General features: G+C 58.8%; 28 protein-coding genes. 13 read left to right on the forward strand and 15 right to left on the reverse strand.

All coding sequences use genetic code 11. The features are described from left to right. Positions 1-115: 115 nt before the first annotated feature. Entirely contained in the window at positions 116-640 is a 525-nt protein-coding gene (locus Q8M73_03390; GenBank protein MDP2287590.1) for an SHOCT domain-containing protein, read from the forward strand. Positions 641-646: 6 nt separating this feature from the next. On the opposite strand, the gene Q8M73_03395 is transcribed toward Q8M73_03390, so the two are convergent. The 5 genes from Q8M73_03395 to Q8M73_03415 all read right to left on the reverse strand — a co-directional run bounded on the left by Q8M73_03395 (position 647) and on the right by Q8M73_03415 (position 4,297). Then, positions 647-1,063, reverse strand: coding sequence for a hypothetical protein (locus Q8M73_03395; protein ID MDP2287591.1), 417 nt, complete (start codon positions 1,061-1,063; stop codon positions 647-649). Positions 1,064-1,191: 128 nt separating this feature from the next. Further along, positions 1,192-1,836 carry a hypothetical protein gene (locus tag Q8M73_03400; GenBank protein MDP2287592.1) on the reverse strand — a complete coding sequence of 215 codons (645 nt, stop codon included), beginning with the start codon at positions 1,834-1,836 and terminating at the stop codon, positions 1,192-1,194. Positions 1,837-1,867: 31 nt separating this feature from the next. Further along, positions 1,868-3,637 carry a SulP family inorganic anion transporter gene (locus Q8M73_03405; protein MDP2287593.1) on the reverse strand — a complete coding sequence of 590 codons (1,770 nt, stop codon included), beginning with the start codon at positions 3,635-3,637 and terminating at the stop codon, positions 1,868-1,870. A gap of 44 nt (positions 3,638-3,681) precedes the next feature. Then, positions 3,682-3,831 (reverse strand): hypothetical protein, encoded by a 150-nt coding sequence (locus Q8M73_03410; protein ID MDP2287594.1) that lies wholly within the window; start codon positions 3,829-3,831, stop codon positions 3,682-3,684. Between the two features lies 1 nt (position 3,832). Then, a complete protein-coding gene (locus Q8M73_03415) occupies positions 3,833-4,297 on the reverse strand; it encodes a DUF6325 family protein (protein ID MDP2287595.1) in 465 nt (154 codons plus the stop codon). Positions 4,298-4,444: 147 nt separating this feature from the next. Between Q8M73_03415 and Q8M73_03420 the strand changes: the two genes are divergently transcribed. The 5 genes from Q8M73_03420 (at position 4,445) to Q8M73_03440 (ending at position 10,612) form a co-directional block, all read left to right on the forward strand. Then, positions 4,445-6,664, forward strand: coding sequence for a LuxR C-terminal-related transcriptional regulator (locus Q8M73_03420; GenBank protein ID MDP2287596.1), 2,220 nt, complete (start codon positions 4,445-4,447; stop codon positions 6,662-6,664). Positions 6,665-6,869: 205 nt separating this feature from the next. After that, positions 6,870-7,259 (forward strand): SHOCT domain-containing protein, encoded by a 390-nt coding sequence (locus tag Q8M73_03425; protein ID MDP2287597.1) that lies wholly within the window; start codon positions 6,870-6,872, stop codon positions 7,257-7,259. A 77-nt stretch (positions 7,260-7,336) separates the two neighbouring features. Next, positions 7,337-8,476, forward strand: coding sequence for a guanitoxin biosynthesis MBL fold metallo-hydrolase GntH (gntH, locus tag Q8M73_03430; GenBank protein ID MDP2287598.1), 1,140 nt, complete (start codon positions 7,337-7,339; stop codon positions 8,474-8,476). 9 nt (positions 8,477-8,485) lie between these two features. After that, positions 8,486-10,189, forward strand: coding sequence for a SulP family inorganic anion transporter (locus Q8M73_03435; GenBank protein MDP2287599.1), 1,704 nt, complete (start codon positions 8,486-8,488; stop codon positions 10,187-10,189). Positions 10,190-10,315: 126 nt separating this feature from the next. Next, positions 10,316-10,612 carry a hypothetical protein gene (locus Q8M73_03440; GenBank protein ID MDP2287600.1) on the forward strand — a complete coding sequence of 99 codons (297 nt, stop codon included), beginning with the start codon at positions 10,316-10,318 and terminating at the stop codon, positions 10,610-10,612. Positions 10,613-10,642: 30 nt separating this feature from the next. On the opposite strand, the gene Q8M73_03445 is transcribed toward Q8M73_03440, so the two are convergent. Next, positions 10,643-11,953 carry a hypothetical protein gene (locus tag Q8M73_03445; GenBank protein MDP2287601.1) on the reverse strand — a complete coding sequence of 437 codons (1,311 nt, stop codon included), beginning with the start codon at positions 11,951-11,953 and terminating at the stop codon, positions 10,643-10,645. 130 nt (positions 11,954-12,083) lie between these two features. On the opposite strand from Q8M73_03445, the gene Q8M73_03450 reads away from it, so the two are divergent. Beyond that, the gene (locus Q8M73_03450; GenBank protein MDP2287602.1) at positions 12,084-13,604 is read left to right on the forward strand and encodes a hypothetical protein; all 1,521 of its coding nucleotides are present in this window, start codon (positions 12,084-12,086) and stop codon (positions 13,602-13,604) included. Positions 13,605-13,616: 12 nt separating this feature from the next. Here Q8M73_03450 and Q8M73_03455 read toward each other — a convergent pair whose 3' ends face one another. From Q8M73_03455 to Q8M73_03465, 3 genes are read right to left on the reverse strand one after another with little or no spacing between them, the layout of a single operon-like run. After that, positions 13,617-14,063: a group III truncated hemoglobin gene (locus tag Q8M73_03455; protein ID MDP2287603.1), complete on the reverse strand. Its 447-nt coding sequence runs from the start codon at positions 14,061-14,063 to the stop codon at positions 13,617-13,619. Then, positions 14,060-14,887 (reverse strand): YwiC-like family protein, encoded by an 828-nt coding sequence (locus Q8M73_03460; protein MDP2287604.1) that lies wholly within the window; start codon positions 14,885-14,887, stop codon positions 14,060-14,062. Before Q8M73_03460 ends, Q8M73_03455 begins: the two co-directional genes overlap by 4 nt. Further along, positions 14,884-15,573, reverse strand: coding sequence for a helix-turn-helix domain-containing protein (locus tag Q8M73_03465; GenBank protein MDP2287605.1), 690 nt, complete (start codon positions 15,571-15,573; stop codon positions 14,884-14,886). The genes Q8M73_03460 and Q8M73_03465 overlap by 4 nt, the downstream gene beginning before the upstream one ends. 81 nt (positions 15,574-15,654) lie before the next feature. Between Q8M73_03465 and Q8M73_03470 the strand changes: the two genes are divergently transcribed. The 3 genes from Q8M73_03470 (at position 15,655) to Q8M73_03480 (ending at position 17,167) form a co-directional block, all read left to right on the forward strand. Continuing rightward, positions 15,655-15,990: a LuxR family transcriptional regulator gene (locus Q8M73_03470; GenBank protein ID MDP2287606.1), complete on the forward strand. Its 336-nt coding sequence runs from the start codon at positions 15,655-15,657 to the stop codon at positions 15,988-15,990. 178 nt (positions 15,991-16,168) lie between these two features. After that, a complete protein-coding gene (locus Q8M73_03475) occupies positions 16,169-16,606 on the forward strand; it encodes a hypothetical protein (protein ID MDP2287607.1) in 438 nt (145 codons plus the stop codon). A gap of 186 nt (positions 16,607-16,792) precedes the next feature. Continuing rightward, positions 16,793-17,167, forward strand: coding sequence for a hypothetical protein (locus tag Q8M73_03480; GenBank protein ID MDP2287608.1), 375 nt, complete (start codon positions 16,793-16,795; stop codon positions 17,165-17,167). Between the two features lie 9 nt (positions 17,168-17,176). Here Q8M73_03480 and Q8M73_03485 read toward each other — a convergent pair whose 3' ends face one another. Then, positions 17,177-17,860 (reverse strand): NAD(P)-binding domain-containing protein, encoded by a 684-nt coding sequence (locus Q8M73_03485; protein ID MDP2287609.1) that lies wholly within the window; start codon positions 17,858-17,860, stop codon positions 17,177-17,179. A gap of 82 nt (positions 17,861-17,942) precedes the next feature. Here Q8M73_03485 and Q8M73_03490 point away from each other — a divergent pair, with 82 nt between their 5' ends. After that, complete coding sequence (locus Q8M73_03490) at positions 17,943-18,389, forward strand: nitroreductase/quinone reductase family protein (protein MDP2287610.1); 447 nt, start codon at positions 17,943-17,945, stop codon at positions 18,387-18,389. 217 nt (positions 18,390-18,606) lie between these two features. Here Q8M73_03490 and Q8M73_03495 read toward each other — a convergent pair whose 3' ends face one another. Genes Q8M73_03495 through Q8M73_03510 form a run of 4 tightly spaced genes read right to left on the reverse strand, consistent with a single transcriptional unit; the run spans position 18,607 to position 20,328 of the window. After that, complete coding sequence (locus tag Q8M73_03495; protein MDP2287611.1) at positions 18,607-18,927, reverse strand: hypothetical protein; 321 nt, start codon at positions 18,925-18,927, stop codon at positions 18,607-18,609. 9 nt (positions 18,928-18,936) lie between these two features. After that, on the reverse strand, positions 18,937-19,518 hold the full coding sequence (locus Q8M73_03500; protein MDP2287612.1) for a TIGR03086 family metal-binding protein: 582 nt from the start codon (positions 19,516-19,518) through the stop codon (positions 18,937-18,939). After that, positions 19,505-19,990: an SRPBCC domain-containing protein gene (locus tag Q8M73_03505; protein MDP2287613.1), complete on the reverse strand. Its 486-nt coding sequence runs from the start codon at positions 19,988-19,990 to the stop codon at positions 19,505-19,507. Before Q8M73_03505 ends, Q8M73_03500 begins: the two co-directional genes overlap by 14 nt. Then, the gene (locus Q8M73_03510) at positions 19,987-20,328 is read right to left on the reverse strand and encodes a metalloregulator ArsR/SmtB family transcription factor (GenBank protein ID MDP2287614.1); all 342 of its coding nucleotides are present in this window, start codon (positions 20,326-20,328) and stop codon (positions 19,987-19,989) included. Before Q8M73_03510 ends, Q8M73_03505 begins: the two co-directional genes overlap by 4 nt. 217 nt (positions 20,329-20,545) lie before the next feature. On the opposite strand from Q8M73_03510, the gene katG reads away from it, so the two are divergent. Further along, a complete protein-coding gene (gene katG, locus Q8M73_03515) occupies positions 20,546-22,759 on the forward strand; it encodes a catalase/peroxidase HPI (GenBank protein MDP2287615.1) in 2,214 nt (737 codons plus the stop codon). On the opposite strand, the gene Q8M73_03520 is transcribed toward katG, so the two are convergent. After that, positions 22,712-23,584, reverse strand: coding sequence for a D-hexose-6-phosphate mutarotase (locus Q8M73_03520; protein MDP2287616.1), 873 nt, complete (start codon positions 23,582-23,584; stop codon positions 22,712-22,714). The two genes, katG and Q8M73_03520, sit on opposite strands and share 48 nt — an antisense overlap. 44 nt (positions 23,585-23,628) lie before the next feature. Between Q8M73_03520 and Q8M73_03525 the strand changes: the two genes are divergently transcribed. Beyond that, positions 23,629-24,147, forward strand: coding sequence for a hypothetical protein (locus tag Q8M73_03525; GenBank protein MDP2287617.1), 519 nt, complete (start codon positions 23,629-23,631; stop codon positions 24,145-24,147). Positions 24,148-24,149 lie beyond the last annotated feature (2 nt).

Consider the following 24,149-nt stretch of genomic DNA (forward strand, 5'->3'; position numbering starts at 1 on the left):
GTTCGGCCATGGCGCTCGTAATGCGTAGGTCCGGGGTTCAAATCCCCGAGGCGGCTCCATGTGTAACTGACGTAGATGCTTTACATTTCGGTGCTCCTGAAACTACGGAGTGCTCATGAGCGACAAACATGGTCTTTGTAGGCAACATTCATTTCAGGGTTCCGCCGATATCAACCTGAATGCCATTGCGCCTTCTGCGGTTCTTCGCCAGTCATCTGACACTAAGCAGATCGGCGAGCACCTGCTCGGTGACATCTTCCGCAGCAGGGACATCGGTGGTGGGGCGAAGACCTTCTGGATCTTCTTCGTAATCATCATTCCGTGGCTGGGTCTCCTGGTGTATCTGATCGCTCGCGGCAAGGGCATGCAGGAGCGTCAGATCGAACTGGCCCAACAAATGCAGGCAGCTCAGGCGAGTTACATCAAGTCAGTCGCCGGCGCGAGTACGACCGCGACTGATCAGATCAGTTCAGCCAAGTCGCTGCTTGACTCTGGCGCCATCACTGAGGATGAGTTCGCTGCATTGAAGACCAAGGCCCTCGCGCTTGCCATCGCCCTTCCTCTGTGCAACTCAGCGGGTCTGGCCGTGGCTCGGTGTCGCGGAAGCTGCTCTAGCAGAGGCGTTCAATCGCGATGGTGAGAGGGACTAGTCCGCGAAGGGACCAAGGAGTCCAGCAGCATCCGAGGCCGCACATACAAACTCAATTTCGATGCCAGAGTCGTGAGTGAATCGAAGACTGACGGGGCTCGCAAATTTCTTGGTCCTGGAGTTCTCGGTGGCTGGCATAGGTTTCGAGGTGCCCCCCGCCATTCCCAATGGCAGAGTACGAATGAGAAAAGTGCCGCCATGGACAATCAGGACGTCATGTACCCAGTGGGCAGTTGACGTATAACGTGCGAATTCAGTGTTGAGCCCTGGGATCTTGTTCGTCGATGTACGCACCTTGCAGCGGAGCGAACCAGGGATGCTGCCTACTTTGGATCGTGTCCGGACAAGGAAGATCAGGATCATGGCGATGAGCCACAGCGGAATGCCAATGAAGATCAGGATTGCCCAGATCATTTCAACTCCCTTGTCTGTTCAACGACCAAAGTTATGGCGCTGCTCACAGCAGCACATCAACCCGATCAGCTGAGACTATGAGTGCGCCTGCAGGCGAAGCGGCGTGCACTCGTAACGGTTCACGTTCTTCATCGACGTCGACTACGAACGAGAATGAGGACGCTGAGAGCTACTACCCAAGCCGGGAACAGGAATTGCACAAGGCTTGGTAGCGGCGGTGTCAGGAGAAGCAGGATCCCAATGGCGTAACCGGCGATTGCTAGCCAGCGGGGGATGGTCTTGCTGCGCATACCGGTTGTGGCAACAGTCAAGGTGAATATCGCAGCCATGCGTGCTCCGAAGGTTCCGAGCATGGCTGAGCCAAATGCCCACGCAAATCCCAACGTGTCTGATGAAAGCTCAATACCTGCGTCTGTAAGCAGCAAGATGGCCTTCAAAGCTGCCGCTGTTACGAACAGAGCGGCGATGAACAGCAATCCGGATCCCAGGAAGACCGTCTCGAAGAATCGATCTGTGCTCGAACCCACTCGGGCTCGCACTACCGCGATGAACCACAAGAAGGCGATTCCAGCGAACGGAATGAGGTTAACCGCGAGGTTGATCGCCTCGCGCCGACTTGCGTCGTCGGCCCAGTCTGTCCACAGCGTTGCATCGGTGGGAGCGACGCTGTGGACCAGCAACAGCATCCACCCAAGGGTGAACCCGAAGATCAGCCCCGCCATGGCCGCTGCCGCTGGTTGCCGAATTGCACTAGGCAGTGCAGTGTTGTTCATTGGCTTCCCTCCCTTTTGGTGCCGTGCCTCTTCAGGGTGTAGGACCGCTTTGCGTTGATGCGACCGCCGCCAGCACAGTCGGGTGGAAGTGCTCTGCTCCGATGATGTCTGTCAGACCTGTTTCGTCGAATCGATTGCGGAGCTCACTCGGCGCCTGCGCAATCTCAAGAGTGATATTGCGTGCCAAACAGCCAGCGTGAACTTCTGCAACAGCGTCCACTGCACTTGCATCCAAGCCGGAGATGGCGCTCGCATCGAGAACGATATGGGCCACTGGTTTGGGTGCACCGTCTACAGCTGACCAGACTCGTCGCTTGAAGAAATGCGCATTGGCGAAGAACAATCGTCCGATGAGCCGGTAGACAACCACGCCAGGTGCCACAACAGCCTGCGGATGCGATCGCACGTCCGAGTATCGACCTTCACTCTCAGACCAGCCAAGCACCGCATCATCAGGAGCAGCAACTCGTCTGATGACATCGACGATGGACAACACCACGGCGACGGCGATGGCAGCCAGCACGCCGATAGTGATGACGAACAGAGCGGTGATCGCGGCGATTGCCACTTCCGAGCGGCTGCTTCGAGCCAAAGAACGCCATTGCTCAACGTCGATCAGCCGAAGCGAGGCGAACAGGATTACGGCTCCCAGGACTGCAGAAGGCAAGTACTGAATCGGCGCGGTGAGAAACAGCAAGATCAAAGCAATCGCCGTGAACCCAACCACCCCGCTCACCTGACTGGTTGCGCGCATCGAATCATTGACAGCCGTGCGCGAGCCGCTCGCCCCAATAGGCATTCCTTGGCTAAACCCGGAAGCCACGCTCGCCGCCCCGAAGGCGAGCAGTTCTTGGTCGGCATCGACAGTCTCACGATGCTTGGCGGCAAATGATCTGGCGGTGAGAATGGCATCGGCGAAACTGACCAAGAAGATTGCGATCGCCGGAACGATCAGCGAAGTCAGTTCGGTCCCATCGATGTTGGGGCGCTCGAGTTCGGGCAGCCCGGCAGGGATGGGGCCAGTGAGTGCCACTCCGTGCGATGCGAGGTCAAGGGCCCAAGAGAAGAACATTCCTAAGATCACGACGATGAGGGCGCCAGGCATCCGAGGGGCAAACCTTTGAAGGAGAACAAGAACAGCCAAACTCATCAGTGCAACTGCAACAGTCCACACATTGGCATCGTTCAAGTGGGCAAGGATGTCCAGCGCCACCCTGATGTCGCCCTCTGCATCACTTGAGACGCCGGTCAGCTTGGAAAGTTGGCCCAGCGCCATAAGGATGGCGACTCCGGAGATGTATCCGACGAGCACTGACTGAGAGAAGTAGTCAGCCAGCCAGCCAAGATGCAGTAGGCGGGCGAGTATGAAGATGCAGCCCACCGCAATAGCGAGGGCGGCTGCAAGTGTCGTGTACTCCGCAGACCCGGCGATTGCCAGCGGCGCAAGCGCAGTTGCCACGAGCAGGGCAACTGCTCCCTCCGGGCCGATCACTCCACGGCGCGTAGCGCCGAGTCCGGCGTAGATGAGAACGGGCAACAGCAGGGCGTAGAGCCCTGCGGTAACCGGAAGACCCGCGAGCTCGGCATAGGCCATGCCCGCGGGCAAGGCAAGCGCCGCGACCGTAAGTCCTGCTGTTGCATCGATCCGCAGGCGCCCTGTGGAGTAACCCTTCAGGGAACTCGTAAGAGGAAAGAAGCGCTGCAGTAGTGGCGGCTTGGAAGACGAGGCGAAAGGTGATCGATGTCCGTAGGCATCGTGAACAGATTGACGGGACGCATTGGATGATGCGTCGTCGCTCATATCAGCAGTCCTCGTGTTGCGTGTTCAATCGCAACTGACCTTGGTCAGCGTCTATCCCGGCGATCGTCACGCCGATCGCCTCGCCTGTCGACGCCCTTGGCGACGACGGCGACTGTTGCGACTGTTGCTGCGGTCCGAGCGACTGGGGCGCCGATGACACCTCGTCGCGCTGCGCGTGCAGGTCGTAGTGGCATGTCAGTTTCCTTCCTCGAGGGCAATCTCGGCTTCCATTGATGCCGCGATTGCTTGGATGGGGATGCGCCCTGTGGCGACCAATTGGCCGCCTGCGCGACGCGCAGCACTGGCAAATGGTGCCGCCCAAGCGTTTTCCCACACCAGCACAGCTGCAATCGTGCCGGGGTCCATTGCGGCGGCTAGGTAGATGACGTCATCGGCCGCGAGAATCTCAGCAAAGTCGGCTTCCAGTGATCGAATTTCGTCGAGATTGGAGGTCTCATCGAGTTCGAGGGCGTCGAGTGTGCCGTCATCGTTCTTCTGGATCAGGATGACATCAAGGACACGGATGATGCCCGTATTGGAAAGCCGCACCAACTCTTCGGCCATCTCGCCTGTGAAGTTCTGTGCGTCAGCGGGGAATTCAATGATGAGGTAATCGACTGGACCGAGTTCGTCGACATTGATCTCGAGTGCTTCAGTCATGGCTGACCTGCTTCCTGTCGTGGGTGCGTCTCATCGTGATCGCCACTGCGACCATCGCGAATCCACCTGTTGGGTGGATATTTCTCGGCACTACTCGAATGGTTCCAATGCCGCATGAAGGGAGGCGTGTGTTCATACACTTGCTTCGTGCCGTCTGAGTTGACCGTGCGGAGCAATGCGATCGTGGGTGAAGTCGAACGACGACGGACTCTGCGAATTCTCGACGACAGCACGAACCGTGTTGTCGTGATCAGTGCGCCCGCCGGCTCGGGTAAGTCAATCCTTGCCCGCCAGTGGATCTCTCGTGGCACTCGAGCGCACGCAGTTCTGCGACTTGGCAGATATATGGACGACCCCGCCCTGCTCAGCCTTCAGATCATCGAAGTCCTTGAGAGCTTCGGTCCCCAGGCGCCCGAGGCCAGAGCGTGTGCTACCAACCTTGAACCAGCTTTCTCCACCATCCTCCTGCCTGCGCTGTCACGAGTGGTCCAGACACGATCCGAGCCATTTGTCCTTGTCGTGGAAGATGTCCATCTTCTGGAATCGAGCGACGCCCATCACGTACTGCAGGCCGTGTGCGAGGCAATCCCGCACGATTCGACGATCGTGCTGCTTACCCGAACTATGACTCCGGACTGGATGGCCCGTATTCGCTCGACTGGCGAACTGTTGGAGATCTCGGCTTACCAGATGGACTTCGACTTCGATGAAGCGAACTTGCTCTTGGAGTGCATGGGGGTGCACCTGGACAAGTCTGAAGTGGCGGCCATCGTCGAGCACACCGAGGGCTGGGCGGTTGGCGTGTACTTGACTGCCTTGAGCCTTCGCGATGACGCCGCCAAGGGCTCAAACAAGGTGCGTATCGCCAAGGGCTCGGACCGCTTCGTTGCTGATTATCTGCGCACGCAGGTGCTGCGCTCGCTCAGCGAGGACCAGCAACGCTTCCTGGTCCGCACGTCTGTGCTCGAGGAACTCAACGGCTCCTTGTGCGACGCGGTCCTTGAGCGAAGCGACTCGGCTGAAGTTCTGGCCGAAATCCACACTCGTGTGCAACTTGTCATTGCGATCGGCCCCGACCGTGAGCAGTTCCGCTGCCACCAGTTGCTCAGTGAAGAGCTTCTTGCGGATCTGCACGTGCTCGAGCCAGCCTCAATTGCAGGGCTGCATGAACGCGCGTGCCATTGGTTCGACTCAAATGGCGACATTGACTCTGCGATTAGGCACGCAACAGCTTCAGGAAATACCAACTTGGCTTCGCGAATGATCTGGCCGCAAGTAGCTGGGTGCTTGGCATCCGGTCGACTCGGTATTCTGCATTCGTGGCTGGGCGGACTGTCGGAACGGCAGATTTCCGAGGACCGTTGGCTGTGTCTGGCAGCTGCCTGGGCTTCCCTGCAGCAAGGCGATGGCACGGCGATGGGACGCTGGGCAAGGCATGCCGAGCGCCATGCGGGAACTGCGTGGCGGGAGATCGCGAGCAGTGACTCGTATGCGGCAACTCTGGGGGTTCTGCACGCGCTCGTGGGGCAGGGCGGACTGGATGACACGCGTGACCTTTGTAAGCGGGCTCTGAGTGGGCTGCCCCCGGATGATTGTTTTCGCGCCTCAGCCGCTCAGCAGCTTGGCGTAGCCCTCTCCCTGCAACGGGATCTTGAAGGTGGTCGAGCCAGCCTCATCGAGGCCGAATTGCTTGGCCGATCACTTGGCGTCCCTGTTGTTCAGGCCAATGCCAAGTCATGGCTGGGGTTGTTGGCGATTGCCGACGGACAGCACGATGACGGCATGCGCGTGATCGCCGAAGCCTCCGAAGTCATCCGCCGCCATCATCTGGATCGTCTGGCAACAGGAGCACTGTGCTTGGCTGCACAGGCATACGTCCAGGCTCTACAAGGCGAGAAGGCGGCGGCGTCGATGACTTTTGCCACTGCGCGCCGCCTGGCGGAGGTTGCAGGAGAGATCGCGCCATGGTTCGCTGTGTCGGGACGAATCATCCAAGCACGAACCGCCATTCTGCTCGGTGACTCTCCCACAGCACGTGTGTTGATCTCCGAGGCTCGCAGGCGCATGACGGTCGAACTACGCGCAACGACAGTGGCTGAGAGCCTCGAACAAGTCGAGTCGGCACTCGCGCAGATGGCTGATCTTGGAGGTCCGGCGGGCGCGCTCACGCCGGCTGAATTACGCATAGTGCAATTCCTGCCCAGCCACCTGACTCTCCAACAAATCGGTGACCGACTATTTGTTTCGCAGTCGACAGTTAAGACACATGTTCTTTCGATCTACCGAAAGTTCGGGGTCGGCTCGCGCGCTGAAGCAGTGGTGCAGGCGCGGGCGCTTGGGCTTGTCGAGGGCCCGCTAAGCGACTGAAAAGCGTCATCAAGGTTCTCCAGCCAATGGTTGGCGGCTGAATGCCATTCAGCGCAGTCCTCGTTGTCCCGCAATGTCCTCCTTTCCGGTTGAGGCGCAGGTGTCATCGCGGAGCGTACGTTCGACGTATGAACTGGCACGGAATGCCTACTGGTCTCAGACCGGTTGACGGCCAGCACCAAATCATCGAGAGAGAGTGATTCCCATGTTCAATGACAATGGTTCGTTCCTATTGGCGATGTTCGAGTTCTTCCTGTTCTTCGCCTGGTTCATGTGCCTGTTCTGGGTTCTCGGTGACATCTTCCGCAGCAAGGACATCGGTGGTGGGGCAAAGACCTTCTGGATCTTCTTCGTCATCATCATTCCGTGGCTGGGTCTCTTGGTGTACCTGATCGCTCGCGGCAAGGGCATGCAGGAGCGTCAGATCGAACAGGCCCAACAAATGCAGCAGGCTCAGGCGAGTTACATCAAATCAGTGGCCGGCGCGAGCACAACCGCGACAGACCAGATCAGTTCAGCCAAGTCGCTGCTCGACTCCGGCGCCATCACTCAGGACGAGTTCGCAGCATTGAAGACCAAGGCCCTCGCAGGGTAATTGGAGTCAGTTTGAGCGACCGCGCCAAAAGTATTGGCGCGGTCAGAGATGCCGCAGGTGTTGAGGAGGGCTTAGACATGAACGCTGAGATCAATGACATGACCGAACTTGCATACGAGGGCAATGAAATGCCCCTGACGATGACTCCCGTCGTTGGTAGCCCGAGCCGTGAATATGCGCCAACGGTGCTCCCACTTGCCGAGCGAGTGGGGGATGGCGAGATCCGGGTCACCATTCTGGGCAGTGGAGACCCGTTCACGAATAAGGCTCAGGCTTCTGCATCCGTGTTGATGGAAGTGGGCAATGCAGAACGCGATTTCTTCTTCTTTGATTTGGGTTCGGGCGCCTTGGCGAACTTCAATGGCCTGCATTTGCCGGTGACAGCAACGCGCAAGGTATTCCTCACCCATCTGCATGCTGACCATGTAGGAGACCTGCCGACGCTGGTGTGGAGCATGGCAAAGGCTGGGCGCCGGGACCCGGTGGAAGTTTGGGGCCCCGGTGGTGAGCGACCCGAACTGGGCACGCGGGCGTACGCAAATCACTTGACTGCGGCACATGCGTGGGACACCGCTTCACTCAACGGACATCCAGGTCAGTCTGGCGCTCAAATGGAGGTGGCAGAAGTACCGTTCGACACTACGTCAACTGTGTACGAGCGCAATGGTGTCCGAATCTCGTCCTTCCCTGTCATTCACATCTTGAATGGAGCAGTGGGCTACCGCCTGGACTACAACGGGCTGAGCGTGGTCTTCTCAGGTGACACCAGACCCAGTCATACTCTCGTGGATGCATGCGACGGCACGGATCTGCTCATCCACGAGACATTTCCCTCGGCGGGGGTCTTCGCGCAGAAGGCGGGTGTCCCATTGGCATTTGCAGAGCAGGTGGTGAACGGGGTGCACACCAGCCCGGCTGCCGCTGGCATGGTGTTTGCGAAGGCTGGAGCGCGCATGTCGGTGATGTGGCATCTCGCCGTTGACCATGACACCGTGGGTCCTGTATTCAGTGAGATGCGTACGAAATATGACGGCCCTGTGACTATTGCTCAGGATCTCACCGCATTCACCGTCAGCCGGGCATCTATCGTGGCACGACAGACAACTATTGATCCGTTCGCTTGGCCCGTGGTGGGCCCCACGGACATCAGCGGTCCTCCGATGAACTCGCCCAATCCGCCTCCGTCCTGGTGGGCGGATGCGCTCATCACCGACTGACAAAAACGAATGCCCTCTGTCCTGAGTTCCCTGCGCAGCTACCGGCCCAAGACGCTGCGACTTGACCTCGTCGCAGGTGTTTCGGTCTGGGCTGTCCTCGTCCCTGAGTCGCTCGCATATGCGACTATCGCGGGAGTGCCACCCGTTGTCGGGCTGTACGCGGCCATTCCGGCTCTGATCCTTTACGCCATATTCGGGTCTTCTCGGATCCTTGTCGTCGCCACAATGTCTGCGACTGCTGCGCTGTCGGCAAGCATCGTGGCTGACTTCGCTGCTCCGTCGGGTCAGGACTTCATCGCGATCACCGCCGCGCTTGCAATCGTCACCGGGATCCTAGGTATCGCCGCAGGTTTGGCGCGCCTGGGTTTCTTGGCCAACTTCATCTCTGAGCCTGTGCTCAAGGGGTTCATCGTCGGACTCGCACTGACCATCATCGCCGGACAGTTGCCCGAGCTCTTCGGCGTCACCAAAGAGTCGGGCAATTTCTTTCAAGAGATCGCTGGACTCATCGGGAACCTCCCGTCTACGAACTCGGCGACTTTGGCTGTCGGGCTGGTGAGTCTCACAGTGGTCCTTGGCTTTCGTCGGTGGCTGCCGCTGCTTCCTGGATCGCTTGCCGCAGTCGTGCTCGGCATCCTTGCAACCACACTGCTGGACCTGCCAGCCAAAGGCGTTGAGGTTGTCGGCCCCATTTCTGCAGGTTTGCCGAGCGTGGGTTTGCCAGATGGCCTGGGCTTCGAGGACTACCTCGCACTGGGGCTTGCGGCTGCGGGGGTTCTCCTCCTGGGCTTCGTGGAAGGTCTTGGTCCGGCCAAGACATATGCCGCGCGCGACGGCTACGACGTCGATGCCAATCGCGAACTCATCGGCCTTGGTGCGGCCAATCTCGGGGCGGGCCTGACCTCGGGGATGGTTGTCAACGGGAGCCTGTCCAAGAGTGCTGTCAATGCGAACAGTGGAGCCAGAACGCAGCTCTCCGGACTCACAGTCGCTGCCCTCACGGTCATCACGCTGCTGTTTCTCACAGGCCTATTCGAATCCCTCCCTGAGGCGACCCTGGCGGCTGTTGTTATCGCTGCAGTGATCGAACTCGTCGACTTCCCTGCACTGGCCAGGTTCTACCGTGTGTGGACGGGAGCACTCGGCCAGATATACGGCTGGGCTGCCAGGGCCGACTTTATTGCTGCCACGGCAGCTTTAGTAGGAGTGCTCGTCTTTGACACTCTGCCGGGCTTGTTCATCGGCATCACAATCTCGGTGCTGCTACTGGTCTTTCGCTCCTCCCGCCCGGAGGTCGCAGCTCTTGGCAGAAGCATCGAACCGGGAGGCGTGCAGAGTATGTGGGTAGATACGACACGCCATCCCGAAATTCTGGTCCGTGACGATATCTCGGTGCTGCGTGTGGAATCTGCCCTGTTCTTCGCTAACGCTGACAATGTGCGCTCGGCTATTCGACAGCACATCACAGAGAAGACGATCGGAGTGGTCCTGGACTTGGCGACCACTCCTGCAATAGACGTAACCGCCACCGAGATGCTGGCGCAGCTAGCCCAGGAGTTGCGAGGGCGCGGCGTCCGCTTGGTGGTCGCGCATGGCATTGGCCAAGTGCGAGATTTCCTACAAAGGGCTGGGTCGGACACCGATGTTCTGCAAGCGCTGTATGCCACAGTCGACGAGGCCGTCGCATCCTTTGACGAAAGTCGAGAGAATTGACTTTTGAGGACCTCCGCTCATGCGGGGATTTGTCGCACGCTCGGCCCCTTGCAGAAGAGGGGGTTCAATTGCGACGCCTAGCCGTTCTTGTCATGAGTTCGCTGATCGCTGTAACGCCCTTCTATATTGGCCACCCCGCAAGGCACGGTCATCGGCACCTACTCGTCAGTCCACACTGTGCTGTCCGTGTGCGCCAACGGCCCCTACGAAATTCTCAACACCACGACCTACGAGTTGCCCAAGGGTACGATCCTCACTGGCGGCAATGAGGTCTGGATGTCGAATGTCGCGGCACAATCACCAACAGTTCAGATAATGCCCATCACCGGAGGAACCGGCCTGAATGCAGGCGTAAGCGGAACGTCCACGAACGTTCCGAATCCGTGGCCGATCGACGTGTTGTTCACCTTCACGAACAAGTAGTTCCTGGCGGTGGTGCCGTTGCCAGAGCCGTCAATGCAATTGACGAACCAGGTCACCCAATCCAAGGTTCTTCCAGTTCTCCAGCATGCTCGTCATCGTGTGCAGCATGACTCGCGATGCGTAGTGGTCGCGGAAGAAGGGATCACGAGGGCCAGTGAGGGAATCGATGTCATCGGTGTCGCGAGCGATCGCCACCGGTGCTGCCATCGACAGGCCGAAATTGGATGCCATGGAGAGGCGGACGTGCAGGCCGAATTCCTCAAGGTCCAACTTCGGGCCACCCTGAGCCTCGAACTCATCAAGCATGATTCCCAGCAGTTCATCCAAGTGCTCGGCGTACACGTAGGACTCGGCACAGCCAAGAGCGCCGCCGACGACCTGTGTCAGCGGCAGTTGTCCGCAGTTGGCCCAATCGATGAAGCCGCACTCGAGCACGCCTTGCGCATCGCGTTCGAACCAGCAGTTGTCGATGTTGCCGTTCCAGTGAGCGAATGCAACAAAGCGCGGACGGCCGCTCAGGAGAATCTCGTTGATCCGGTCGCGAGCGGCGAATGCGTCACCCATGTAGTCGATGAACTGCTCGCGCAGCGCCGGATCAAGGAGATCCGCGGGGAACAGCTTCGGATAACGCTGGATGAAGTCGAACATCTTGTGAGCCCGCACTATCGACTGCTCGTCCGACACAGGAATACGGAACATTGCTGACCCCGCCTCCGCATCAGGAAAGAGTTCGTCGAATTCCGGCGAGAGCTTCCCGGCGCTGTGGGCACCGGACAGCCGACCAAGGCTTCTGAAGATGGCTCGGTAATGCTCCACGGCATCAGGAATCAGGTAGTCCATGCACTTGGCGTGGGCTGGCTCCACGTTGCCTTCGCCATAGGGAATCAGCTCGGTGATGAGCAGGCCTGTCTCAGATGAGCCTTCGAGGTCGGCAAACATGAATTGGGGGACCATGACGGGAAAGTCCGGCGCTCGTGAAAGGAGCGCGAAATTGACTTCAGACAGCATCATCCACTTGGCGCTGTCCCAGAGTTCGTTGTCGAAGTGACGTGAGAACTTCACGAAGAGGCGATTTGGCAGAGCGGTATCCGGATGCTCATAGGTCACGGTCAACTTCAGTTTCTTGCCACTTCCACCGTCGAAGAACTCCGATGACTCCACAATGCAGGTGACGCTGTTGTTCGCGTCCAAGACGCCGCCAGCGCGAAAGGCCCTCGTCAGAAATTCGGCACCACCTGCCAGGAGTGCCTCGGGATCGGCGGGAATCGGCAGACCGAAATTGTCGCCGGTAACCCAGCGCTCCTCCGTGGAGGAGTCGATGGCATCCGTGAGGGAACTCATCTGACGACGTTACCAATCCATGGAATTTGTCCGGAAGTGCCCAGGAATGCTGCATGGACTTGGGCAGTTCCACCTGACACTCGGACCTTCTTCCCTCCTTCGCGCGCCCGCGGGTCCCTAGCCTTGAATCATGAGCACGTTCCGATTTGCTCGGCTGTTTGCGACGGTGGCTTCATTCGCGGTTGTGGCCGTAGTTCCGGTGGCAGTTTCATCCACTTCCGCAGGAACGGCACGCGTCGGCGTCGCTGCAGCAAATGGTGCTCAAGGCGTTCCCGTTGCTGTTCGGGTTCGCGTGCCGTCAAATACGCCTGCGGGCACGCAGGTGTACGTCGAGAGGCTGAGCCAGGCCGGCATCGGCGTGCGCACGGACAAGTTGAAGAGCCTTGGCTCGAATCTGTATGGGGCCACGATCGACGTCGTTCCTGGAACCCTGCTGTACCGCTACATGCGCAACGGCTGGGGGTTCACGGCTGCTGAGGAGTTCACGCCGGACTCCGAGCAGGGCCATCGGGCGATCAAGGTGACTCGTGCCACAAAGAGCCTCACGGACACGGTGAACAAGTGGCGATGGCTGCCGAAGTCTGACGCAGCTCTGGTGGTACCACCGAGCGCAGCAGGCAATACAAGCTTCCTTCCCAGAGTGGGTAGCCGGCAGTTCCAGAAGGGGATGGAGTTCGCGGACTTCTGGTGGGGGAACTTCCATACCCTGCTGGACACGACCAATGCCTCCATGAAGCGGGATCGGGTGCAGTGGGTGGAGATCGCGCCTACCTGGGATTACGCCAAGACGAACCCGCCGGTGATGACCAATGAAGGCTTCGGTCACACCTACCCCGACGCCGACCTCATCACGCATATCAACGCGACGAAGAAGGCGGGCTTCAAGGTCTTCCTCGCTCCACAGGTGTGCTGCGTTGACCTGTCCAAGGTCGAAAAGACTGCCAAGTGGTGGAACTCGTGGTTTGACCAGTACGAGGCCTACTCACTGCACTTTGCCGATGTGGCGGCTAGGACCGGAGTCGATCAGTTGGCCCTGTACGGCGACTGGGCGGCGATCGACAGCAAGCCCGCTGGCTATGCCGAGCGACTTGAGACCATCTACGCCAAGGTGCGGCAGCACTTCCGCGGCCCCATCGGCCGGACGTTCTACCTGGGCGGCGTCGACGGTGCTGCCGAACCTGTCTGGCCATCGCCCGCAGACATGCCGGGCATGGCCCAATGGGACTTCCTTGCGGTCAACTGGTGGGCCGGGCTCAGTGCCAACCCGAGCGCTGCACAGGCTGAGCTCAACGAGTCGGCGCTGAGAATCATGAAGACCAGCCTGGCCCCAATGGCGGCGCAATATGGCAAGCCAGTGGTGCTCTCACAGATTTCCTACCCGAGTGTGGTCGGCGGGGTGACCGGCAGGATTGGAGTCTTTGATTCTGGCATCCAGATGTGGAACGCGTACGACCCGTCCATGGTGCTGGACTTGCAGGGACAGGCGATGGCCTACGAAGCAGTACTCAATGCCGTGGCCCAATCGCCTTATGTGATCGGCACCTACCCATTTGTCTACTGGCCTGATGAGTTCCCGCTATCCAAGGAGCACAACATCCGCGGCAAGCCGGCCGCGGAAGTCGTGAGCGGTTGGTACGCTCGGATCAACTGAGTTTGCGCAGGCCTAGGTGTCTGTGCGCGCAATCGCGCGCTTGACCGTGATGAACTCGCTTCCAGACTCCCCCATGAGACGTCGACTCATCGACCATGCGATGCGAGAGGCCTGCAGCTTGGCCAGGTCAGCCTTTTCACCTCTGAACTTGGTGTCGACAGTTCCAGTCCATAGCTCCAGCCAGCGGCTGAAGTGCTCTGCTGTCAATGGTGACTTTTGATGCAGTGACGTGTGTACAAGCAAAGCGTTTCGCTTGTACACACCGGTGCGAAATAGGACGGTCTCCCAGAAGTCGCACATGATGGGCAGATGCGCTGCGAGATCGAGATGAGCGACCTCGACAAAGACTGGGCCAAGGAGTTCGTCCTGAAAGGCTCGTTCGTAGAACGCGACGATGAGATCCGAAACGTCCTGCCGATTTGCGATGTCGTTCATCTGTGAGTGTCCGAGGTCGCTCATGCTGTCGCCAAGGCGGCAGCGCAGACAGCAGTCAGAAAGCACACGAGTTCAATGACTCCGATCGCCCCCGGCCGAAGTTGGCGACCCGGGACGATGAAGGCTCGCGCCGCAAGTGCCGTGAACGGCACGATGAGCCAAAGGCCGCTGGGCCATCCCCACCATGCGCCAAGCCCTATCGAAGCGAGCAGGGCGGCAACGGCGAAGGCACGAGATGCGAATGCGTAGCGCGGATTGCGGCGCTCTCTGATCAGCGACTTCACGTGCAGAGTCGAGCTGAGGAGTACAAGCGCGCAGATGATCGTCAGGATCAACACATGAGCAGGCACGCTATCAAGGCGGGGAGGAGTCAAGGATTGTTCGCCAGCGCTGAGCGCCCAGACCACTGCAACCATGCCAGCACATTCAAGAATGAACACGCCATCGTTGGCCAGCGCGCGTTCGTCGTTGCGTCGTGCGTAATACAGGTTCACCATGAGCAGCACGCCATAGGCCAGTCCGATCCACAGCAGCCATGGCCGCCAGATCACCAAGAGCGCGGCGGGAAGCAGTGCAATGCCGGCCCAGGTGAATAACGGAGCTCGAAAGCGCTGAGGTCGCTTTGCTCGTACAAGTCCGAAGGCCGCATAGGACATCGGATAGGCGGCGATCCACGTGATCGCCAGTAGAACGAACAGGGGACTCCATGTCGACACGGTTGCACCGAGAGCAAGGGGAAGAGCCAGGAATGCCCATGCTCCGTGTTGAGGAGGAAAGTAGGAGTTCTTCTTCTGCGTTCGTATGGATCTGCTGCCACCTAGGCGGACGGCGCTGGTGCTGCGCTTCATTGCTTGCCTGCTGATCGTGCGAACCTCAGGACGCAGCCGCTACTGCTGTCGAATGGCACCAGTTGGACGCCTTCGCTATCGCCGCCGAAGGCTTCAAAGGCCGTGGCGATCATGCCAAGGTGAGCAGAACAGACGATTGAGCTCTGTTTGCGTGCTACATCAAGGAAGGGGCATCGTCGCAATAGGACCGTGCTCATTCGGGAGTCAGTTTCGGGGTCGAATCCGATTTCAGTCATCAAGGCGATCGTCTGACGCCGAGCCGATAGGGCTTTGCCACGAACGGCTTCCTGAGTCAGCATTCGTCCCCACGCCTGACCAGCAGCGATCGACTCAACTTCAGGATCTGCGCTGGAGCGAGCGAGTTGCTCTGCTAGCACCAATGCAAGGCCAGCATATTCGCGCACGCGGGAATCCGGCTCCTGCAGCACTGTGCTCGGCGAGTAGCGCCAGGCGGGGCGCCCGCGTCCATCCGGATCGGATCTGAATCTGGTTGCCAACTGCCTCTGGACCAGCGCCTCCAGATGCTCTCGGACGGTGTTTGCATGCTGCCCGAGGTTCGCCGCCAACTCGCTGGCAGAGACCGGCTCCAGTGCCTGCTGCAGCGATTCAAGGATGCGTGAGCGAGCTGGCGAGAGAGCCTCACTGGAGATGTCATGACGCACAGGTGCGGGGCCGACTAATATCACGGAGGCAACTGTAGTAAATTGGCTGCCACTTGGCGAGCCAAGCACGCCCCGATCCGCGATAGGACGATTGAAAGGCACAGCGTGAACAAGACCTCACTCACATCGCTAGCGCAAGAACACCTGCAGATCGCTCGCACCGCTTCAAGTGGACGCAGTGCTCACACGGTGCTGGGCGGGCACACCCATGTCCTTCGGCAGACCTTGATTGCACTGGCTGACGGACACAATCTCGCGGATCATGACAGTCCTGGTGAAGCCACTCTTCAAGTTGTGTTGGGGAATGTGCGCTTGGTCGAGGGCGCGAATGTTCAAGAGGGCGTTGTCGGCGACCTCATCGAGATTCCTGCGGCTCGCCATCGGCTGGAGGCACTTGAAGACTCGGTGGTGCTACTGACAATTGCGCAATCGATCGACTAGTAGTCCTTCTCCCATTCTCAGTCGAGATTGATCTGCGTATGCGCGATGCGCCTTGTTGTTGAACAGAATGTGACTGCGTTCATACTGCGGATCCATAGTCGGCACTGTCTCAGCGCGCGTAGCGTTGATTTCGCAGCAGGCACTCAACGGTGCAGTGACTCCCATAAAGGAGGCAGACATGATGTTGAAGATGCAGCAGGCATTGCGCTCCGATATTCATCCATTCCGCCGTACGTTCATTGGCGCTGAAACACTGGTCGCAATCGGCGGGCTTTCGGGCTCCTGGCAGCTTTGGACTGGTACTTACGCACCGCCGCTGTCCGATCTTCAAGCGCTTGGTCTGGACAGTTGGCGGCTCCCGGCAGTCTGGCTGTTCGGATCTGTAGCAGTCCCGTCAGGCATTGCGGCAATTGCCGCTATGCGTCGATGGCCGAGCGCTCCCAAAGTGGTGCTGATGGCCAACGGATTGCTGCTTGTCGAAGTAGTCGTTCAGATTCCATTCGTTGGACCGAGTGTTTTGCAAGCAGTATTCGGCGCTCTCGCCGTGGGGTTGGGTGGACTGGCCATTGCAGCTCATCGTTCTCAAGGCTGGAGCCCGGGAACTCAGGTGTCTTGATCTGACCGACGGGTATAACGCTGATGAGCGTTTCGCACGGGCACAATGATCAGTGTGCTGAGCAAAGAGCGGACTGATCGTAGAACTCAAGCGCATCCCGGTCGCATCTTTCGAGGCTGTTGAGACTTCCACACCTCGGGTGTGGCCGGATTCAACGGCCTCGCGCAAAGTCAAAGGAGCACGCAGTTGAGTCGGCAAATTGAGGCAGTGCGAGATGCCTCCGGAATCGTGACTGGTGTGCTCGTTGCTCAGACGCACTTTCCGGATCGCATCTATTCACTCGATGAACTCCGGTTGCGAGTGAACGGTTTGCGCAACATTGCGATTCGCTACGGCGGACGCCTGCTCATAGCTGAGGGCAGAATCGAGGCGTGGTCGGTAGGCGTTCTTGCCAATCGCGTGACAATCAGCATTCCCGATCTTGAAGCGCTTCAGTTGTTCAGCGAGCCGCGAGTAGCCGGCGTCTTCATGTCCATCCTGGAGGAGAGCGAACGCAAACTCTTCCAATGGCTCAACAGCTTGCCGGGCTTCACCAGTGAGATCACTGAGACTGACGAATAGCGGGGCCTGTTACATGTCTCGGTAGCGAACGGCGAGGGCGAGCTTTTCCCGAATATGGTCAGCAGAGGCTCCGCGGACATCCGTGATGCCGTCCGGCCCGCTGTACAGCCCCGCGTAGGCGGGGGTGTCTCGCTGAAAGCGCCAGCCTTCGGCCAGCGGCCCAGCGTCGACAACGTCGTAACCGATGCTGTCGAGAAACTCGACAACGGCGGCCTTTGCTGCAGCATCGTCGCCAGCAATCGCCAATGCGCTGCGGTCATCTGCCCCCGCTGGTCGTGCTAATTGCTCGAGCGCCTTGTACCAAATGTTGTTGAAGAGCTTGACGACATGTGCGCCGGGAAGATGTGCCTGCAGCAGTTCGCTCGTCGTCGTGGACTCGTCGTCGAGTTCAGCAATGTTGCCATCGCGCTGTGGGTAGTAGTTATTGGTGTCGATGACGACCTTTCCCACGAGAGGCTCAACTGGTACATCGCGGTATGCCCGAAGGGGGATGGTCACCACGACGATGTCTCCCATCTGCGCGGCTTGCGCCACCGTCCCTGCCGAGGCATGTGGCCCCAGTTCCTCAACCAGCTCACTCAGGGTCTGCGGACCGCGCGAGTTGCTCAGGACGACGTTGTACCCAGCGGCTACAGCGAAGCGCGCGACGGTACTCCCGATCTTGCCACTTCCGATCAATCCGATAGTTGTCATGCACCCGTGAACGTTGTGCGATGCTCACCTATTCCGCTATCCAGAACCGCGTGGGCAAGCGAACGATCATCGAAGGAGATTCGTGTCAGAGCGACCAGCAATGCAGGACATTCGTGAGGTCAATCGTGAAATCACCAGGCTTTACCGCGAAGAGGGCATTTACGAGTCCGACGGCATGCCGCTAGTTCTGCTGACGATCACTGGCCGGAAATCTGGCGAGCTGCGTACCACCCCTGTGGCGGTGCAGCCCGATGGCGACCGACTCATCGTCGTCGGTTCGATGGGCGGACTCCCAACGAACCCTCAGTGGTATGAGAATCTCAATGCGAATCCGCAGATCACTGTTGAATACCGCGGCGACAAGTACTCGGCAGTTGCGCGAACCGTAGAGCTTGGTGCCGAGCGCGACCATCTCGTTCAACTCATGTCTCAAGCCTTGCCAAGCCTGCCTCGCTACGAAGCGCGTGCCGCTGAGCACCGCGTGATTCCGATCGTGCTGATCGAGCGCTCGAATTCTTCAGCAAAGTAGCTGGCGAGGGGTCCGGAGGTGCTTGCCCATCGACAAGGCCGATGGCCGGGCGTAGCCTCAAAGAATGAGGCGATGGTTGCACCTGAACGCCGATGATGCGAAAGCATTCTTCGTGTTTGCCATGCTGGCGGCTTTGGTCGTAGCCACCACAGCGTTGATGGTCAAGCAGACGCACTGAAGGCTGCGGCGTCTTTGCACCTCGAGCGCGCGCGGTGCATCAGTGGTTTGAATTCGTATTCGTGTTGGGCAGGCTTGCAGTTAGTTGTGCCTCAAGACGTGAAGCCGATAGTGCAAGATTCCAACTTGTGGCGTAGAACGCGACACCACTGATGACGGTGACTGCACCGACAGCCCAGAAGTATTCAACAGACGCATCGAGCCCTGCCTCACCGCGCACGAAGGAAATCACTGCCACGACACAGGTGACGATCCCGACTGCTGCAGTAGCGAAGGCGCCGCGCCTGAGCAGTCGAGCCGCACTTCGCGCGTTCGCGATTTCAGTTGCGTAGTCGCGAGCTGCGCCGGCTTCGGAGTCCACGCTATGACTTTAGCTACTGATCATCTTGCGCCAGTTGGGATCGCGTCCGACGAAGGCCATGAGTCGAGTCTGCGCGTCGGCGTCAGCGGGTGCCGGCACCCGCGGTCCGTACTGGCCAGATGCACGCAGCATTTCGTCGATGCCCTCCATCCCCGCAAGGAGTTCAGCGGCGAAGTCCGCATCCAGTTCAGTTGGTTGATCGATGGCTTGCGCGAGATCCCAGCTGTGCATGAAGACATCGGGAGTGATGAACATGTCGATCGCATTGCCAAGTGGCATTGTCCCGGCCTGCGGATGCGCGAATTCAGCCGTCGCGGTCTCGGGTCGCATAAGAATGTCGCGAAGCCCATTATCGAAACGCCTCCAGTCTTGTGCCGGGTCGTTTGTTGATGGGTCACGCAAAAGCAACTGCACCGATGAACCAACACTGAGCAGACCTGGAACCCAGTCGACGAGGTGCCACACGACATCGCGAGCCTTCCACTCCGACACTGGTGATTGCGCATTCCAGTCATCGGTGTTCTCCACGAGTGTCGTGAAGCCGTCGGAGATCGCGAAGTAGCGCGCTACCGGATCTTCAGGAAATGCCATTGTTGAGCAACCTATCCAGTTTCTCGTATCCCTCATTGACGCCAGACTCCATGCCGCTCTTCAACCAGGCGTCGCGTCCGGCGAAGCTGTCGCAAAGTGAGCGCGCGTGGAGACGAGTCATGCCATTGCCGAGATCAGTGAACTCCAGAGTCTCCAGCGAGACATCATCTGGTTGGCCTTCCCAGGTGAATGTCTGAACGATCTTGCGCTCGCCGATGAAGTGGAAGCAGCCACGAAAGGCGAACTCACCGTCATCTCTGCTCGCAATGTAACGCCAGGAGCCTCCGGTCTTGGCATCCCAGTAGTCGATGCGTGCAGTCAGGCTTGCTGGCCCGACCCACCTTGCGAACAATGCTGGGTCGAGGTGGCACTTCATCAGTTGTTCGTGAGTGGCGCGGAAGTCCCGACGAATATGGATCTGCGGCACTTCTGGATCAGCTTCGATGCTGGCCTGGCTCAGTGTGGTGTTCACGCGGTTTCCCCTTCTGCGCGCTCGTTCATTTCTGCGAGAACTTCATCCAGTCGGCTGTATCTCGCCTCGGCTTCGCGCTGGTAGCGCCGAATCCAGCCAGCCATCATGTCCAGCACTTCAGGTTCGATGTGGACTGGGCGACGCTGCGCATCTTTCGTCCGGCTGACCAACCCGGCTGTCTCCAGCACCTTCAGATGCTTTGAGATCGCTTGGATGCTGACGTCATATCGGTCGGCCAGTGCAGTGACGGTCGCCTCGCCTGATGCCAGCCTGGTCAGCATGTCGCGACGGGTTGGATCCGCAAGCGCATTGAACGCCAGCGACAGCTTGTCGGCCATTGACCCTCCTCAACCAAGTAGTTGAGAAGGATAGTCACACTCGACACCTTTATCAACCACTAGGTTGAATGGGAATTCCAAAGCGCTTCTGCGCATTTTCCGGTGTGATGGATTCTTCCGGTGTGATGGATCTGCGACAGATTCCTGTTGATCCTTGGAGTCCAGCCAGACAGGATGCATCTACGACTCGACGCAAGTAGCAGTGGGAGGCATCGACATGGCTGATTTAGAGGGCGTCACCGACAGCGGCAGCGAAAGCGAGAATCCCGCAATCCCAGCGCCCACAGTCAAGGACTCTCGACCTCGATCCAATCGTGACTGGTGGCCCAACCAACTGAACCTGCAGGTGCTCGAACAGCACGCCGCTGGTCCGGATCCACTCGGTCCGGACTTTGTCTACGCCGAGCGCTTTGCAAGTCTGGATGTTGAGGCCTTGAAACAGGATCTCTTCGCGTTGATGACGGACTCGCAAGAGTGGTGGCCTGCGGATTACGGCCATTACGGCCCTTTCTTCATTCGGATGACCTGGCACGCGGCTGGTACGTATCGCGTCGCAGATGGTCGCGGCGGTGGTGGAAGCGGCATGCAGCGATTTGCTCCGCTGAACAGTTGGCCAGACAACGCAAATCTCGACAAGGCGCGTCGTCTGCTTTGGCCAATCAAGAAGAAGTATGGGCAGCAGATTTCATGGGCGGACCTGCTGGTCTTCACTGGCAACTGCGCACTTGAATCGATGGGCTTCACCACTTTCGGATTCGCCTTTGGTCGCGAGGATGTCTGGCAGCCTGAAGAAATCTTCTGGGGCCCAGAAGACACCTGGCTAGGTGACGCGCGATACAGCGGCGACCGCCAGCTCCAGGGTCCGCTTGGGGCAGTGCAGATGGGCCTGATCTACGTCAACCCAGAAGGTCCAGAGGGCAATCCAGATCCGCACGCATCAGCTCGCGATATCCGCGAGACGTTCAAGCGGATGGCCATGAATGACGAAGAGACTCTTGCGCTCATCGTGGGCGGTCACACCTTCGGCAAGGCTCATGGTGCGGTTGATCCGGAGTATGTCGGACCCGAGCCCGAGGCAGCGCCCATTGAGGCTCAAGGCATCGGCTGGGCGAGCAGCTTTGCAACTGGCAAAGGTGTCTACACCATCACCAGTGGTCTTGAAGGCGCATGGACGAAGGAACCCACGAAGTGGGACAACGGCTATCTGGAAAATCTCTTCGGTTATGAATGGCAACTGACTGCTAGTCCCGCGGGAGCCAAGCAGTGGGAGCCAACAGATCCCGCAGCCAAGGACACTGTGCCCGACGCACACGACGTGACCATTCGTCATGCACCGATGATGCTGACAAGTGACTTGGCAATGCGGATGGATCCGGTATACGAACCGCTGGCGCGTCGCTTCTTCGAGCATCCTGATGAGCTCGCGGATGCGTTTGGCAAAGCATGGTTCAAGCTTCTTCATCGAGACATGGGCCCAATTTCTCGTTACCTCGGTCCATGGATTCCTGCACCACAGATCTGGCAGGACCCGGTACCGCCGGTTGATCACCCTCTGATTGGTGATGCTGAAATCGCAGATTTGAAGAAGGCACTGGTGCAGTCAGGTCTGTCCGTGCAACAACTCGTCACGACCGCATGGGCATCTGCAGCGTCCTTCCGTGGCACTGACAGGCGCGGCGGTGCTAATGGTGCTCGGCTTCGTCTTGCACCGCAAAAGGACTGGCCCGTCAATGAACCCGCCGCATTGCAGTCCGCCCTTGCCACGCTCGAGCGCGTGCAGTCCGAATTCAACGCATCACGGTCAGACAGCGTTCGTGTCTCGCTCGCGGACGTCATCGTCCTTGGCGGTTGTGCCGCTGTGGAGAAGGCGGCCAGGGATGCTGGTTTCAGCATCACCGTGCCATTCGCCCCCGGGCGTACCGACGCGACACAGGATGACACAGATATTGAATCCGTTGACATGTTGGAGCCAACATCAGATGGTTTCCGCAACTTCCTGCAAGACGAAGAGAAGCTCTCTCCGGAGACTCTCCTGCTGGATCGCGCGAATTTGTTGACGCTCACGGCTCCAGAAATGACTGTGCTCATTGGAGGCATGCGGGCCTTGGGTGCCAACACAGGGCAATCGACTCTTGGCGTACTGACCAGACGACCAGGAGTTCTGAGCAACGACTTCTTTGTGAATCTGCTGGACATGGACACGCAGTGGCGGACTTCGCAGCATGACGTGCACGTATACGACGGAGTGGATCGCACGAGCGGTGACGTCAAGTGGACGGCCTCAGCCGCCGATCTCATATTCGGATCCAACTCGCAACTACGAGCGCTCTCTGAGGTCTATGCATCCGATGATGCCAAGGAGAAGTTCGTTCGCGATTTCGTCTCAGCGTGGGACAAGGTGATGTGTCTGGATCGCTTCGACCTGCACTGAGTAGCGCATCTGATGCGACTGCGCGGGATCCAGATGCACCGCTGCATCGCGAAGATTGCCACCCTCAATGCAGACCATGGACGACCATTCGTCGTCACCGAAGTCGCTCATGCGTTGAGCTTTGTCAATCCACGGATTCCATACCACTGTGCTTGCGGAGTGCTCCTTCTCGATGAGAAGAGCCCGACCAAGGACCGGGTCGACGACGCGAACACGACTGCTTGAGTCATAGATGCGGTCTGTCTCACCTAAGAACTCCAAATCGCCGCTCTGCTGCTTGATCGCCAGTCCACTGGGGTCTGCTTGGTCGAGATACGAACATCCGTCAAGCCCTTCAACGTGGATCTTTCGCACATCGCCTACGTGGAAGTATGTGTGGAGCGCTTCCTCGAATGAGAACACGTCTTCACCAGTGTTTTCAACCATCAAAGACAGGTGCAGCGCACTGCCAATTCGAACCTCGTACCGCGCCTTGAAGGCATACGGGAAAGTCTCATCGTCAGATGAGGATCCCTGAAGTTCGAACATGGCAATAGCGTCGTCGCCGTCAAAACCCTGCTCTACCAATCTCCAAAGTCGTGTGCGCGCGAAGCCATGTGCGGGAGTCATGTCGCCGGATCGGCCGGCACCAAACCAGGGAAGGATGATCGGAATCCCGCCTCTGATTGCGACGCCGGGTTCAAACCGAGCGAGGTGACTGACCCAGATGACTGGCGCGCTGCCGCTTGGGTTCCAACGTGTCAGATGCGCGCCGTGAGTGTAGATCTCGCCAGTACCACCCGATGCAGTAAGCGCAATAGGCGCCGGAATCGACTGAGCCGCCACGTTGGTGAAGGTACTGCATGCTTGGGCGCAAGTAGGTTTTCTCCATGAAGGAAAGTCCACGGCCCCCGCAAGTGTCAGTCGTCGTGTTGGAGCCGCACGCGCTCATCTACTCGACCATCATGCTGATGGTCGCGTACTCCCTCTTTGATGAGGGAACAGCGCCCCTGCTCGACGGTGCACTGCTCGAGTTGAGTGTGTTGGGTCTTGCGGCATTGTTCGCGTTGGCCATGGCGCACACGTTCACCGAAGCACTTGATACCCAAATTCAACTTCGGCGTCGGCTCACTCGTCAGGATCGCTGGCGAATTCTGTTGAACAACGCGCAATACATGTACGTAGCGCTGCCCGCAATTCTGATTCTGCTGCTCCTTGCACCTTTGAATTGGGATTCGGATTCAGCAGTGACTGTGCTCATGATCGTTGGCCTTGGGACGCTGTTCTTCTGGGGCGCCTTTGCCGCGCGCAAGGCCGGCCTTAGCCGATGGAGACAGCTGTCCTTTGGACTGAGTTACGGATTCATTGGCCTATTGGTGCTAATTGTCGAGTTGGCACTGACACACTGAAC

This window comes from Actinomycetota bacterium (assembly GCA_030684515.1).
Lineage (GTDB): Bacteria > Actinomycetota > Actinomycetes > S36-B12 > S36-B12 > UBA11398.